The sequence below is a fragment of the Clostridium sp. UMB9555A genome, from assembly GCF_030222355.1.
GTDB lineage: Bacteria > Bacillota > Clostridia > Clostridiales > Clostridiaceae > Sarcina > Sarcina perfringens.
The window spans coordinates 341971-358975 of record NZ_JASORQ010000001.1 but is presented as its reverse complement, the minus strand read 5'-3'; the positions used below and the strand labels follow the sequence as shown (position 1 = coordinate 358975).

Genomic DNA, 17005 nt, shown 5'->3' with positions numbered 1-17005 from the left:
GTAAGTTTTATTATATTTTGATAAAGTCCCCTTTAAATTAATTTTATTTCTATTTTTATTTTAGAAGTTCACTAGATACAAAGTTTATTTCATATTCCCCAACTAAACCATCTCCATCTAGATCAAAGTCACTATTATTTGATCCAAAGTATTTTGATACCATAGATAAATCCCCTAAATCTATTTCTCCATTCTTATTAAAATCTGATTTTAAAGGATTTTTCACTTTAATATTTAGGTTAATTGTGTAAATACTTTCTGTACCATCTTCTGCTATAACTTTGATTTTACTAACTCCTGGTAAAATTTCAGCATTTTTAATTTCAATAGTGGCATTTGAATCTTCTGATGTAGCTGTTATTTCTGGGACAATATTTGTTCCTTCTTCTAAATCTATTTCATAGTCAAATACATCCTTTTTAAAACCCTCCATAGTTTTACCATTAATAGAAATATCACTTAAACTAGAATTGCTACTAGCTACTCTACGCTCTATTGAAGAAATAGTTAAATTATTCATTTTCCCTTTCAATTTATCATTTCCATTAGAATCAGCACCTATAATAAGTGGTAAATCACTAACTTCTAAAGTTGAACTTGGCTTTACTATCTTATCTAATTCTCCATTTACATAAATAGAGGCTTCACCCTTTGAATGTTCAAAAATAACTTTTATATTTGTCCATTCATTTAAAGGAATTGCTTTATTAGATATAAATTGAGTTATTGACCCTTCAGCATGGAATCTTAATTTTCCTTGAGGAGATACATCTATTAAGAATCCACCTTTTCCTGTTCCATTATTTATTTTTTGAGCTATCTTTTGCCAATAATTAGTGTATTCATCTAAATAAACTTCAGTTTCTATAACTATATTATCAGCTAATTTTAATGAATCATTGCTTTCAACCTTTATATATCCATCACCAAAATCAGCAGCTTTTCCATCCTTTGACTCTTCTTGATTAACTGTACCATTTACTTCTCCATGGAAACTATTTTTAGAGCTATCTTCTCCCAAGTTAGAAGAATTTTCAAAGTTATAATCAGCAATTATGCTTTCTTCCACAATTACATATGGATTTATTAAAATTTTGTATTCTTTATGCATAGTTTCATCCTTAGATGTAACTCTTACTACTGCTTCTCCTGGAAGTTCTTCTGGTTTTGTAATTTCAATCTTAGCCTCTGAAGTAAAAGCTTCTGCTTCAATATTTAGATTTTGTAAGTTTTCTCCCTTTTTAAGCTCATAAGAATATTCATATTTACTTCCATTAAATTCTTCTATAGGATTTCCATTAATATTTAGAGATTTAAGATCTGCATTACTAGCAGCATGAACTTTTGTTAACTTAGCATCTCCAAAACTTCCATGGTCTGATCCTATATCATTTCCTCCATCTTTTACAACTAATTTAAGTGTATTTTTACCAGCTATAGGCACCTTAACATGTTTTTGTGTAGTATCTCCTGTCATTAATCCACTATCAAAAACCTTCTCATGATCTAAATAAACCTCAAAGGATATAGATGCTACAGTACCAGCCATTTCTTGATCTACCCCAACAAAGGTTTCAAAATAATCATAGTAATCTAATCCTTCTAAACTATATACTATCTCTGAGTGAGCATGGGTCCCTATTCCTTTATCATAAGAAACCTTTTCTCCATTTTCACCTTTTAAAGTTATTGTATTTCCATCACAACTAGCATCTTTTTTTATTGTTCCATATCCAGTAGATGCACTTTTCCATTCTAATTCACTTAAATAAACACTGGTTTCAACTGCAACCTTTTCTGAGGCTTCTCCTAGTCCCTCTGAATTCTTTGCCACTACATAATATAAATAGCTATAATTATCATTTGAAGGAGCATTTTCATCAATGAACTCTTCTGTTTTTACATCTTCAGCTATTAATTCAAAATCCCCTTCACCTTTTCTATAAACATCATAAACTTCTGCAAATTTTGTCTTATTCCATTTTAATGAAACAGAGTTGTCTCCATTTCTTAAAGCTTTTAATCCATTAACCTTTTCTGGTTTCTCCATAGGCATTCCTTCAATCTTATATTCTCCATTAACTTCTGTTGGGAATTTAACTACGTTTTCTGAAACAACCTCTGGAGTTATTTTATTTCCATTAGCATCAGTTATAATAGCTTCTGTTATTCCTGGATATTCTAAATAACAATCATTTCCTGAACCAGATTTTATCTTTAGAAGATTTAATGAATTATTATTCCAGTTAGCTGAAACCTCAAAATTTCCTCTAGCCTTTAATCCATCAAAGCTTCCATCGTCCCATGCTGTTGGTAATGCTGGTAATGGATTTATTGTTCCTAAATGACTTTGTACAAGCATTTCAGCCATTCCAGAAACAGCTCCCATATTCCCATCAATTTGGAAAGGTGGATGAGTATCAAATAAGTTTTCTAAAGTGCTTGTTGTTAATTGATTTTCTAATAATCTATGGGCTCTATCTCCATCTAATAATCTAGCCCAGAGATTTATTTTATTAGCTTTAGACCATCCTGTTCCTCCATCCCCTCTATGATTCATAGTAACCTTAGCTGCTTCATATAGTTCAGGAGTATCTTTTTGATTTATTTGAGTTCCTGGATAAAGTCCTACAAGATGAGAAATATGTCTATGATTGTTATTTGGATCATCTATATCATCTTTCCATTCTTGAACTTGTCCGTGTTTACCTATTTGAGGTTTCAATAATCTCTCTCTCTTATTTTCAAGTTCTGCTCTAAACTCTTCATCTACTCCTAAAGTTTCACTAGCTTTTATAGTATCTGTGAACAATTGCCAAATAAGTTCTTGATCAAAAGTTGTGCCTACAGTTCTAGGACCATGTTCTGGAGAATAACTTGGTGAAGAAACTAAATAGGTTTTTCCATCACTATGAGTATATTCAACTAAAAATTGAGTCCAAAACTGTGCAGCTTCTTTCATAATAGGATATATATTTTCTCTTAAATAATCCTTATCCTCAGTAAATTGGTAATGCTCCCAAAGATTTTGGCTTATCCAAGCATTAGATGTAGGAGCCCATCCCCAATCAAATTCCCATCCCATAGCTGTAAAGCCAAAAGGATTATTCATAGTATTTACTGTCCATCCATTTTTATTTTCCATTGCCCCTTCTATTCCACAATGCATTTCTGCCGTCTTTCTTCCTGGTTCTCTTAAACTCTCTACATATTCAACTAATGGAATGGCAGTTTCAGATAAGTTAGCAACCTCTGCTGGCCAATAATTCATCTGTATATTTACATTAAAATGATAATCTGAACTCCAAGGTGGATTATTAGAATTATTCCAAACTCCTTGTAAATTAGCTGGCAAACTACCTTCCCTTGAAGATGATATAAGCAAATATCTACCATATTGGAAAAATAAAGTTTCTAAGCTATTGGATTGATTTGTTTTATATTCATTAAGCATTTCATCAGTAGGCTTATCTAACTTAAGTTCTCCTAAATTTAAATTTACTCTATCAAATAAATTTTTATAATCTTCTATGTGCCTACTCTTTAATTCATCATATCCTAAATTTACAGCATTATTAATTCTTTCAGTTACTGCTGAATGTGGGTCTTCTCCTTTATAAGTTGGATATTCATTTACATAATCTGTTCCTGCACTCATTATTATTGTTATTTCATCTGCATTTTCAACACTTATTTTATCTTCTTTATCCTGAATTGATCCTCCAGTATTAATAACCTTGATTTGAGATTCATATTTCATTCCATTATCTTCTATTGCACCACTTAATATCAAAGTGTTATTTTCTACAGAAAGATTCTTCCCATTATGGGCACCTTCATTTCTAACATCTACAGTTAACGAAGAAGCTTTATCAGCCTTTAATTTAATAACCATTACATTATCAGGATAACTACAAAAATATTCTCTCTCATAATTAACACCCTTATAGTTATATTTAACTGTAGATAAAGATTCCTCTATATTAAGCTCTCTTCTATAATTAGTTACCTTACTCTCCTCATGAGACTTAAAATCTAAGAATATATCTCCAAAATTTTGATAAGCTCCATAAGCTCTTTGATCACCACATACTCTTTTGTATAAATCGTTTGAAGGAGTTTTCCCTTCTGCTAATAATTTTCTTATTTCTTGTACAGCTTCCCAAGCACCTTCTTTATTTCCCCCATTATAATCTTCCCATGCTCCTGGTCCACCAGACCATAGAGTTTTTTCATTATATTGTATTCTTTCACTTGATACACTTCCAAAAATCATTCCCCCCATATATCCATTTCCAATTGGAAGGGCCTCATTTTCCCATTTTGTAGCAGGCTCATCATACCATAAGGCTAATTTATCTAGATCAATATTTTCATTTAAAGTACTATTTCCTACTTCATTAAATCTACTAGACTTAGCAAAAGTATATACTGATTGACCCACTACCATTAAAGAAACTAACAATGCTATTTTCTTCAAGAATTTCCTTTTCATAAATCATCCCCCTAATATAGTAATAATCATATTTAATAATGCATTTTTGCATTTATTATAAATATATGTAATAAATAGGCTGTATCTTCACCTAAAAATTTTAAAAATGATTAAATGCTTAAAAATTTTAGGCATAATTAGATACAGCACATAAAATTATTTTAATATATAATTCATTATTTAATTTACTCATCATCATTAATGGTAACTGTAGCTCTTGAATTAAATCCTAATATTCCACCTATTGGATCACTTAATTTTAAATAGAATTCCTTAGGCTCTTCTTTTTCCTTATCATCAATGATTGTTATATCAAAAGTTTTTTCTGTTTCACCTTCATTAAATGCTAAAGTACCAGACCATGTTTGATAATCAACTCCATTTAAAGCAGTGCCAGCTAAAGTATCATAGTTAACTTCAAGCTTACCATTACTTCCGCCTTTTCTTATAACCTTAAAAGTAGCAGTTCCTATATTTTCACTTACTTCGTATCCTACCTTTTCAAATTCAACCATACCTTTTCCACCATTGTCTAATACATAAGCTCCATCTATATGAGCTGCCACTCCCCTAGCACTTGAATTTTTTCTTCCAGTACATTTGACCGTAACTTCATGCTCTCCATCGATTAAATCTTCACTTTCAAAAACTATCTCTTTAGATTTTCTATTAGGAGAATATAAGTCAACCTCTACTGGATTTTCACCGTCTATGGAAATTTCCATTATTCCATGTCCTGAATCCTTTGTTCCTGATAAGAAAAACTTAGTCCCATTAAATTTAATATTAACTGTAGCATTAGTTTTACTTGTATAGTGAGCATCTCCACCTAAATCATTTTCTCCATGGATAGTCTCATATACCCATCCATCACTAAAGTTAAATTGTTCTAATTCATTTCCCTTATTATTATCATTTAACACTTTCAATCCAGCTGGTGGCCCTGCTGGCAATTCTATACTAGTAGGCTGTTTATAAACTCCAACATTATTTATAAGTGGCACTTCTAATGAACCAGTTATATTAATTCTTATTTTTTCTCCTTTAGTTGGTGCTATTCTAACAAGTCTTTTATACCCTATTGTTTTTCCTTCATAAACCTTATTACAATTTTCTCCTTGTAACACTTCTATATTAAAACTGGATACTCTTTGACCTAATGGTATATACTCTTGCAAAGAAATAACATCAAATTCTTTACTTCCACCTAAATCTATTTCAATAGTACCTGTTTTACTACTATTATCTGGTGCCCAATAAGTATCATAATCTCCATCTACAATTTTATTTGCACCATATGTCTCATCCCTATTAGCAAAACCATCTACTATTACCTCTTTATTTAAAGCTAAATCATCATTAAATAACTCTTTAATTGTTTCACCAAATTCCTTTAATCTATTAACATCATTTTCATGTAACTTTCCTTCCTTATTAGGGGGAACATTTAATAATAAAACTGAATTTCTCCCTATGGATTTAAAATAAATATCCATCATTTTTTCTAAGGATTTAACTTCGTTATCTTGAGATTCATGGTAAAACCAACCTGGTCTTATTGATACATCTGACTCTCCAACTACCCAATCTGGTCCACCTTCTTCTCCATTATTCAAATATGTTGGATTTTCCCTTTCTTTCATTTTTTCAATATCTATAGTTGACCAGCATGGCTCTCCTGCATATCCTTTTTCATTTCCAATCCATCTAATATCTGGACCCTGTGGACTAAATATTAAACATTCTGGTTGTAATTCTTTTATAAGAGCAAACCATTCTTCAAAGTTATATTCTTGCTTAACATTTGATCCCTTTGCTCCATCCATCCAAACTTCAGCTATAGGTCCATAGTTAGTTAATAACTCTCTTAGCTGATTCATGTAAAACTCATTATAATCACCACCATTACCTTCTCCATAATGTTCTGAATTTTGGTCCCATGGTGACAAATAAACTCCAAATTTTATATTATATTTAGCGCAAGCTTCTGAAACCTCTTTAACCACATCTCCCTTTCCATTTTTCCAAGGACTACTAGCTACATCATGCTTTGTATATGCACTATCCCACAAACAAAATCCATCATGATGTTTTGCAGTTAATATAACCCTTCCAAAGCCTGCCTCTGCCAAAGTTTTTACCCATTGATCAGCATCTAAATTAGTAGGGTTAAAAATTTCTGGATTTTCTGTTCCATCTCCCCACTCTCTTCCTGTAAAGGTATTCACACCAAAGTGTATAAATGCTGTAAGTTCTTCTTTTTGATAGCTAACCTGTTCTTCTGTTGGAATTGCTCCAAATGCTTCTGTTACATATTTCATATTATTTATAGTATTTGCCTTAGTTAATATAGCTCCTTGTCCCATACTAACTAAAAAAGTCATTGCCATTGTAGTTACTAAAAAACTTTTTATAGCCCTAACTTTCATACTTCCTCCTTAACTATATTTATCCTATATATATTTATTCAAATAACATAATATTTATTACAATAAATATTAAAAATTATTCATTTTTTAATTTTATGTTTAAAAAATAGATTATATTAAAGAGTAATATTATAAAATAAACCTTATAAATTATTAAATTTTACTAATAATTTATAAGGTTTATTATTTAGTATTAATTAATGGCTTTTTAAATTTACTTGTTATTTTAAGTACTCTAAAGCCATTTTAGCCTGATCTGTAAATATAGCATCTACTCCATAATTTTTAAGTTTATCTATATCCTCTTTTTCATTCACTGTATAAACATTGACTTTTACACCTTCATTATGTGCTTTTTCTACCAGTTCTTCTGAAACAAGAGATTTAGCAGGGTGTATTGCATATGCATTTAAACTTTTAGCAATATCAAGAATATTAGGCATTTCTTTTTCATAAAGTACTCCTAATTTAATATCTTCATTTAACTTTTAACTTTTTCTAAGGCCTTATGATTAAAACTTGAAATAAGTATTTTTCTTTCTAATTTATATTCCTTTATTAAATCTAATACATCCATCTCAATATTTTCATAATCTATTACATCATTTTTAATTTCTATATTTAAAACTATATCTTTATCTTTTATAAGATTAAAAACATCTTCTAATAAGGAAATCTTACAATCATCATTATTTTCAAAGCCTTCTTTACTACACTTAAAGTTTCTAAGTTTTTCAAAAGTATAATCCTTAACTTTTCCCTCTCCTTTAAAAGTTCTTTTTATATCCTCATCATGTATTATTACTAATTTTCCATCTTTACTTTTATGCACATCAAGCTCTATTCCATATATATCTAATTTTAAAGCCTCTTTAAATGCTAACAAAGTATTCTCTGGATATCTATAACTAAATCCTCTATGTGCAAAAACTTTCATAAGTTAATTCTCTCCTTTATAAATAACTCTGTTATCTATGTTTTCTATTGAGTTACATCCTGTTAATACCATAGCTGATTTTAATTCACCTTTTAAAGAATTCACATATTCTTCTACCCCTTTAGCTCCATGAGCAAAGGTAGCTGTTATAAAAGGTCTTCCTATTAAAACGCAATCAGCACCTAAGGCTATCATTTTTAATATATCAACTCCAGTTCTTACTCCACCATCAACTAAAATTTTAACTTTTCCTTTAACCCTAGCTGCTATCTCTGGTAACACTTCACATGAAGCTGGAGTTTGATCTAAAACTCTTCCTCCATGGTTAGATACTACTATAGCATCTACCCCTGCTTCTACTGCTAATTCAGCCTCATCTGGCGTCATTATTCCCTTAAGTATAAAAGGTAATTTTGTTGAATTTACTAGTTCTTTTATTTCCTCTAAGTTTTTAGGTTCAACTGGCTTTCCATTCATAGCTAAAGTTATAAGTCCAGCTGCATCTATATCCACGCCTACAGCAAAGGCTCCTGCTTTTTCTGCCATTTTTATTTTTTCTATTACAACTTCATTTTTCCAAGGTTTTATAAATATAATTCCTTGTCCATTATATTCTTCTATTACTTCTAAATTAGTAGCTAAACATAAGTCTACTGCTGTATCTCCTACCATAGGATATATACCTGAATCTAAGCATCCCTTAACTACTCCCTCAATATATTCTCTTTCACTAACTTTTCCACCCATATTTAACATAGTTCCTGTTATAGGAGCTGCAAAAAGTGGTAACTCCATATTCTTACCGAAAAATTCAATATTTGTAGTAGGGTTTTTAGCATCATGAATTGTTCTCATATTAAGTTTTATTTCCTCTAAGGCCGCTACATTTCTTATAAAAGAATCTCCTGTTCCTTTTCCCCCCATGCCAGGAACTTCTCCTGCACATGCTACTCCATTACAAACTTTACATACTCTACAACTTCCATTATAAAGCTCTCTAGCTTTATCTCTCATATCCTTATTCATTTATACATTCCTCCTAAAAATCATTTTCTGTTTTAACTTTAAATCCATTTTGAAGTAGAAGTTCACAAGTTACCCCATTTCCTTCTTTTTTCTCTCCATTAAAATTTCCTGAATATATAACTCCAAAACCACAAGATGGACTTTTTGCTTTTAAAATTACATATTCTGCATTTATGCTCTTTGCTACATTTAAAGTTTCATAAGCTCCTTTAAGAAATTCTTTTGTAACATCAGTTCCATCCTTACTAAGTACTTTTGCCTTTCCTTCTAGTACATCTTTTCCTGTTCCCCCCACTATTTCACTTGGTATTCTTGGAGTTTTTAGTCCTCCTAATTGTTCTGGACATGCAATCACCGCTCGCCCTTCCTTAAGAAGCTTTAATATATTTTCATTTAAATTATTTTCACCATTGTATTTACAATTAACTCCACACAAACATCCACTAATTAAAATCACAAATTTCTCCTCCCTAAAACTTATTAAAATAAATTCACTCCTAATTTTATAAAAAATTATCCATTATTTATTAACAAAATTCTATTTTATTATAATCCTTAAAACTTCATAAAAAAAGTGTTTATATTTTAAAGTAAAAAAGAGTTATATCAAAAAATTAATAATAAATCTCATAAACATTAAGAGGTTTATAATATTTATTATATGTTATTTGATATAACTCTTTATTTTTAAAGTTTTATCCTTCTAATTTAAATTTAATCTTATCTCCACTTTTTATTATTTCTCCTGCACTTATGCTCTGCTCCTTAATTTCACCTTCTCCTTCAAATTCTCCCTTTAATCCTAAGGATTTTAAAATTTCTTCTGCCTCTTCCTTATTTAATTTTCTAAAATCAGGAACTACTATTTCCTTTTCATTTCTATCAAATCTACTTCCAGCATACAAGGTTATACTATCACCCTTTTTAACCTTATAGCCTGGTATAGGTGTAACTGAAGTAACAAAGGTTCCATCTCCCTCAATTACACAATTAATTCCTAATTCATTTAAAGTTTTTTCAGCACTAGTTACCTTATCTCCTCTTAAATCAGGGATTATTACACTTTCATCTTTCGCATCTAATTGCCCTTCATTTAATGAAATATAGTTAAATATATTATTAAATAATTCTCCTGCAAAAGGAGCTGCAACAATTCCTCCAAAATGTTCTCCATTTTTAGGATTATCTATTATTACGATTAAAGATACTTGTGGATTATCATATGGTGCAAATCCGGCAAAGGATGCTATATACCCAGCTCCATAAGTACCTGTTTCAGGATCTACCTTTTCTGCTGTACCAGTTTTTCCTGCTACTTTTATGCCTTCAATACCAGCATCCTTTGAAGATCCATTAGAAACAGTAGATTCTAATGCCGCTTTAACTCTCATAGTACTTTTTTCATCTACTATATTTTCTTGTATTTTAGGCACAAAAACTTCATCTATAATTTTTGTCCCATTATCATCCTTATGACTTAATTCTTTCATAATATGAGGCTGAATTAAATCTCCTCCATTTGCAACAGCATTTAAGGCTGTCATAAACTGAATACCATTCATTGTATTAGTTTGTCCAAAAGATATAGTTGCTAAATCTACAGCACTTATATCTTCTACATTTTTAACTATTCCTGTAGCTTCTCCCGGTAAATCTATTCCTGATTGAGTTCCAAATCCAAAAAGTTTAATATATTCATTTAACTTTTCTGCTCCTAATTTTGCCCCCATTTCCATGAAAGCAACATTACATGAATTTTCTAATGTTTGGTTAAAATTTTGTACTCCATGTCCACCAGGCTTCCAACATCTTATATTTTTTCCTGCTACATTCAAACTACCATCACAATAATAAACCTCATCTTTTCCTGCTATATTTTCCTCTATAGCTGCTATAGAAGTTATTATTTTAAATATTGAACCTGGCTCAAAGGAATCTGAAACAATTGTATTTCTCCACATATTTTGAAGTTTCGCTGATTCATCTTTCCCCTTAAATGCCTCACTACCTTCGTAAGGATTATTAGGATTAAATCCAGGTTTATTTACCATTCCTAAAATTTCTCCATTATTAGGATTCATAACTGCAATACTTACTGAATCTGCATTATGTTTCTTTAAGGCATCTTCAGCTACCTTTTCAACAAAGTATTGTATATTCTCATCTATTGTCAAAGTCATATCTTTTCCATCTACAGGTGGAGTAAAACTTGTTTCAGAATAAGGATTTGAAGTGCTATTTCCAGAAACTTCACTAACTCTTACTCCTGGAATACCCATAAGTTCTTCATTATAATAAAGTTCTAATCCACTTAATCCTTCTCCATCTGCATTAGTTGTTCCTAAAGTATGAGAAAGAAAATCTCCATTAGGATAGTATCTTTTTGTATCCTCTGATACTATTACTCCCTTTATATCTAACTCTTTAACCTTATCAGCCTTTTCCTTTTCTATTCTTCTTATTAAAGTAGCAGAATTTGCTGGATTTCCTGATGGATATGTAAGTTCTATTCTTGATAAAACCTTTTCTTCATCCATCTCTAAGGCTTCAGCTAATAATTTTGCAATCTCAATATTATCAGTATCTTTCTTATCAATATATTTTCTTAAGGTTATTAAATCTAAATCTACTCTAAATACGTTTGCAGTAACTGCTAACTCCCTATTGTTCCTATCTAATATACGTCCTCTTCTAGCATCTATTTGTATTTCATTGGTCCATTGTTCCTCTGCCATAGCCTTATAATCTTTTGATCTAAATATACCTATGTAAAGCAATCTACCTACTAAAACTAAAAATAATATTACTATGGCTAATAAAAAAGCTAATACTCTACCTTCATTAAGTTTAATTTTTTTATTTTTCTTTTTCGCTTTCACCTAACAGCCCCCTCTATACCAATTTTACATAATTCTCAAAGTTTAAATTGATTATATCATAAATATACCCATGCTTTTTTTAATAAATTGTATCTAAAAAGAGCCCATCTAAAATTCTTTATAAGCTTTAGTTTCTTTAAATCTACTAATAAAAAATTTAGACGAACTCTTAATATTATTTTTTAGATTATTATTTATTTTGTAATAAACTTAAATTTATATAAATCAAAATCTAAGTTAAGTCATAATTTAATATTAAAAATTTATTTTAATATTACAACAGTAACTCCTGTTCCACCCTCTCCATACTCACCTAGTCTGTGAGATTTTACATGAGGATGTTTCTTAAGCATATCATTTATAGCTTTTCTTAAAACACCAGTACCTTTTCCATGAACTAAAGTTACTTCTCCTCTTCCAGCAACATAAGCATCATCTAAATACTTATCTGCAGTGTAACAAGCTTCTTCTGAATCCATACCTCTTAAGTCTATTGATGGATCCACCTGTCTTAAGTTTAATCTTGCTTCTCTCTTTTTAATTTTCTTTTCTTCTTTAGTTTCCTTGGCTACTCTTAAATCCTTAGCCTTAACATTTATTTTCATAATTCCAGCTTGAACTTGAACTTCACCTTTATTATCTGGCTTAGAAAGAACTATGACTTTTTGGTTTATTGAAGGTAATAAGGCTTCCATTCCAACCTCAATCTTTTTAAGTTCTTCTCCCTTTTGCTCTTCTTTTTTCTTTTGAAGCCTAGCTTCTGCATCACTTATTTTATCTCTAAGCTTTCCTCTTTCAGCCTCAAGCTTTCTTCTTGCATCACTAGAAATCCCCATTCTTTCTAGGTCTCTCATATTTTTAAGAATAGCATCAGCCTCTTCCTTAGCTGAATCTAAAATTTGCTTTGCTTCTCTTCTAGCCTCTGCATAAACATTATCTCTTACGCTTTCAATTCTTTCAAATTTCTCTTTATATCTATTCTTATATTTTTCTGCATCATTTCTTAATATAGCAGCTTCTCTGGCATCATTTTCTGCTTTTATACTCTTTTCTTGAAGTGATTGTATTAAATCTTCAAATTGAAGTGATTCAGTAGAAATAACCTTTTTAGCCTCTTCTATGACATTATCTTTAAGTCCTAATCTTCTTGAAATTTCAAAAGCATTTGATTTTCCTGGAACTCCTATTAAAAGTCTATAAGTTGGTCTTAAGGTTTCAACATTAAACTCAACAGAAGCATTCTCAACATTTTCAGTTTTTAATGCATATCCTTTTAATTCACTATAGTGAGTTGTAGACATTATTCTACATCCTCTTGCTCTTAAGTTTTCTAATATTGAAATGGCAAGTGCAGCTCCCTCTGTAGGGTCTGTTCCAGCTCCAAGTTCATCAAAAAGTACGAAACTTTTATTATTTGCTTTCTCCATTATTCTAACTATATTAGTCATATGAGAAGAGAAAGTTGATAAACTTTGCTCTATACTTTGCTCATCTCCTATATCTGCAAATATCTCTTCAAAGAAGCTTATGCTTGAATTTTCACTTGCTGGTATTAAAAGTCCACTTAATCCCATAAGTTCAATAAGCCCTGTAGTCTTTAAGGTTACAGTTTTACCACCAGTATTTGGCCCTGTTATAAGTAATGTTGAAAATTCTCTTCCTAAATAAATATCAGAAGAAACAACTTTGTCTTTAGGAATTAGTGGATGCCTAGCATCCATTAAATCTATTACTCCTTCTTCATTTACTATAGGCATTGTTCCACCTAAATCACTACCGTATTTAGCCTTTGCAAATATAAAGTCTAATTCAACTATTATATTAAAGTTAACTTTTATAACATCAATATTTTTATATACTAAGGCTGATAATTCTGCTAATATTCTCTCAATCTCAGCTCTTTCCTTTAGCATAAGTTCTTTTATTTCATTATTTAAGTTTACTAAAGCCGTTGGTTCTATAAAAAGTGTAGCCCCTGTTGAACTTTGATCATGAACAAGTCCTGGAACTTGAGATTTATATTCAGCTTTTACAGGAATAACATATCTATCTCCTCTAACTGTGTATAAGGAATCTTGAAGATATTGAGCATTACTTCTTACTATGGAATTAACTTTATCTCTTATAGATGAATTTTTTTCTTTTAAGATTCTTCTTATACTATAAAGTTTATCACTTGCAGAATCTGCAATTTCATCTTCACTTACTATAGCCTTTGATATAGCACTTTCTACACCTCTAAGTACTATAAGTCCTTCTCTCATTCCTTCTAGTATTCTATGCTCTTCTTCCTCTTCTTTTCTAGCTAAAAAATCAGAAAGTTTTCTTGTTACAGATAACATGTTTCCTATTCTAAGTAAGCCTTCTATACTTAAAACTCCACCTTTTTCAGCTCTTGTTATAGCTTCCTTAACATCATAAAGCCCTTCAAAAGGAGGATTTCCTTTTCTCATTAAAATATCTAAAGCTTCTTTTGTTTCTTCTAAATGTTCTTTTACATCATAAACTGAATCATATGGTTTAAGGTCTAAAACCATCTCTTTAGCTGATTTTGTAATGGCATATCCTTTAACCAATTCCTTAATTTTATTAAATTCTAAAACTCTTAAAACTCTATCGTTCATACTTTAATCCCCTTTACTCAACGCCTCTTTTAAAGTGACCTTTAGTATAATCCTTTAATCTTAAAGCTTCTTCCTTATTTAGAGCTTCAATAACCTGTCTAACCTCTTCATAATTTTCATCTACAAAGTCTAATCTAAAAGAATTTACTCCTAAAGATTTTATTTCATCAATTTCCTGAATTAAGTTAACAGGTACTGTATTGTATATGTGTGATCTACAGAATATATCAGTTCTTATAACAAAATCTTGATTCATTCTATCTCTTAAAGTAAATGTACTACTTACACATTGATTATCACAATTTTTTGAAGTACATTTTCCACCAAAGGTACTTCCTATTGGACAGTATTCACTAACCATAACCTCTGGTCTTCCATAAACAAATATTTGAGCTCCCTTAGAATACTTTTTAAGCATTTTATTTAACTCTTTTTTATTTAATTCTAAACTTAAACAGCTTCCCATCATATGTTCATTATAAAACTTCATACCATAAGAATTAAATATATTAAGTTTATAATCACCTATAATATTTGTTTTATCCTTAAATCTATTTATTATTCCAGTATTAGCTGTAACTAAACCTTTTATTAAGTTAAGATTCTCTTCTATCATATTACTTATTGTTTCAAACTCTTCTTTTATTATTGTAGGTGCTTTTATATAAAGATTAATTCCTTCATCTTTGAATTCTTTTATGGCATTCTTATTAAGTTGCCCTTGATTTTTCCCAAAAATATCTAAAGCAATATCTTTAATTCCGCAATCTATTGAAGCTCTTAATTGTTCCTTAGTATTTACAACAACTAAAACCTCTGGCATTTCACCATTCTTTTCATTAAGTTCTATATTATTTTGTTTTTCTATAACTCTTTTGTATTTTTTAATTTCAGAATTTCTTATCTCTTCTAAAACTTCTCTTCTTAAATTATTTATAGAAGAAACTGCTGCAAAACCATCTTCAAAAGTTACGTATTCTATTTCACTTATTTCATAAGGAATATCTCCTGATTTCTTTAAGTTTTTTTCAACTTTTTCCTTATCCATAGGTCTATTTACTGCAACTTGAACCATATCGCCAGTCTTTGTAAAATAATTTCCATTGTACTCCACAGTAAGTTCCATAGGTTCATTAACCTTAAATTTCATATAAGCCTTTAAGTTTATCTTTCTCTCATATGGATTTTCATAAGAGGTCTTTAATTCATTTAAAAGCTTAGTATCTGAAGTTTTATACAGCTTATCATTAGCTTTATATTTTTTAGGGAATATTTTTACCTTATCTCCCTTTTTAGCTTCAGTAACTTCTCTATTTCCCATAAGTATTTTACTTACAGTAAACCCATCATCATTAGTTCTTATTCCATCTTTTAATGAAAGATCATCTAATAAAAGCACTTCTCCATTTTTTAGAACTTCTCCAAGTAAAACTCCTGTATTTCTTGGAGTTTTAAAGGCCATCATATCTTTCCCAACATTTTTATACATATATGCTGTAGAAAAACCTTCTCTATTAAATAACTTTTTAAGTTTAAGCTTATTTCCCTCTTGAGATTTTTTAATATTTCTATAAGAATTATCTATAGCTTCTCTATAAGATTCTATAACTCCAGCAACATACTCAGGTCTCTTCATTCTTCCTTCAACCTTTAATGAGCTAGTTCCTGTCTTTATTAAGTCCTCTACATTTTCAATAGTACAAATATCCTTAGGACTTAAAAGGAACCCTTTAGTCTCTTTCTTATCTTTTTCTCTAATTAATGTATATGGAAGTCTACAACTTTGAGCACATCTTCCTCTATTACCACTTCTTCCTCCTATTAAGCTACTCATTAAACATTGTCCTGAATAGCAAACACATAAGGCTCCATGAACAAATATCTCAGTTTCTATTCCTAAGTCCTTTGAAATATATTTAATTTCATCTAAAGTAAGTTCTCTTGATAAAACAATTCTAAAAAATCCATTTTCTCTAAAGAAAAGGGCTCCTTCTCCATTATGTATGCTCATTTGAGTTGAAGCGTGTAATTCAAAATCTGGATATACCTCTCTTATTCTTTTAGCTAATCCTACATCTTGGATTATTAAAGCATCAACTCCTATTTTATATAAAACGCCTATATAATCTACTGCTTCTTGAAACTCATTTTCCTTAATTAAAGTATTTACTGTAACATAAACCTTAACTCCATAGGTATGAGCATAGTCCACAGCCTTTTCCATTGTTTCATTATCAAAGTTAGAAGCATAAGCTCTTGCTGAAAACTTGCTTCCTCCTAAATATATAGCATCAGCACCTCTGTTTATGGCAGCAATTAAACTTTCCATACTTCCTGCCGGTGCTAGTAACTCTATTTTTTCCATAAAATTCATCTCTCCTAAAATTCAACTAGGTCTTTCCTTAGTTAATTTACTCAATACTTTGTATTATACACAATTACACAGTACAATTCTACATTTCATTATTTGTCTTTTCATTTAAGCACTTATAAAACAAAAATTTATATATTAATAATTTATTTAATAAAATTTCCTCTAAAAATTTATAATAGATATTTGTTGTTTTATTCATAGGTAAAATTAATGAAGAATCTTAATTCTACTATAGTATTTA

7 protein-coding genes and 1 pseudogene are annotated in these 17005 nt (G+C 30.0%); all 8 read right to left on the bottom strand.

All coding sequences use genetic code 11. The annotated features are described in order from the left end of the window. Positions 1-55 precede the first annotated feature (55 nt). On the bottom strand, positions 56-4495 hold the full coding sequence (locus QP548_RS01585) for a glycosyl hydrolase family 95 catalytic domain-containing protein (RefSeq protein WP_061428883.1): 4440 nt from the start codon (positions 4493-4495) through the stop codon (positions 56-58). A gap of 185 nt (positions 4496-4680) precedes the next feature. Next, entirely contained in the window at positions 4681-6924 is a 2244-nt protein-coding gene (locus tag QP548_RS01580; protein WP_061428884.1) for an alpha-L-fucosidase, read from the bottom strand. A gap of 221 nt (positions 6925-7145) precedes the next feature. Further along, positions 7146-7861 (bottom strand): annotated as a pseudogene (locus QP548_RS16980) (glycerophosphodiester phosphodiesterase). Between the two features lie 3 nt (positions 7862-7864). Beyond that, on the bottom strand, positions 7865-8887 hold the full coding sequence (locus QP548_RS01565; protein ID WP_061428885.1) for an alpha-hydroxy-acid oxidizing protein: 1023 nt from the start codon (positions 8885-8887) through the stop codon (positions 7865-7867). Positions 8888-8900: 13 nt separating this feature from the next. Continuing rightward, complete coding sequence (locus QP548_RS01560; protein ID WP_061428886.1) at positions 8901-9344, bottom strand: DUF523 domain-containing protein; 444 nt, start codon at positions 9342-9344, stop codon at positions 8901-8903. Positions 9345-9582: 238 nt separating this feature from the next. After that, positions 9583-11766: a stage V sporulation protein D gene (locus QP548_RS01555; protein WP_061428887.1), complete on the bottom strand. Its 2184-nt coding sequence runs from the start codon at positions 11764-11766 to the stop codon at positions 9583-9585. Between the two features lie 263 nt (positions 11767-12029). Next, positions 12030-14390: an endonuclease MutS2 gene (locus QP548_RS01550; protein WP_061428888.1), complete on the bottom strand. Its 2361-nt coding sequence runs from the start codon at positions 14388-14390 to the stop codon at positions 12030-12032. 13 nt (positions 14391-14403) lie between these two features. Continuing rightward, complete coding sequence (locus tag QP548_RS01545; RefSeq protein WP_061428889.1) at positions 14404-16755, bottom strand: U32 family peptidase; 2352 nt, start codon at positions 16753-16755, stop codon at positions 14404-14406. Positions 16756-17005: the final 250 nt, after the last annotated feature.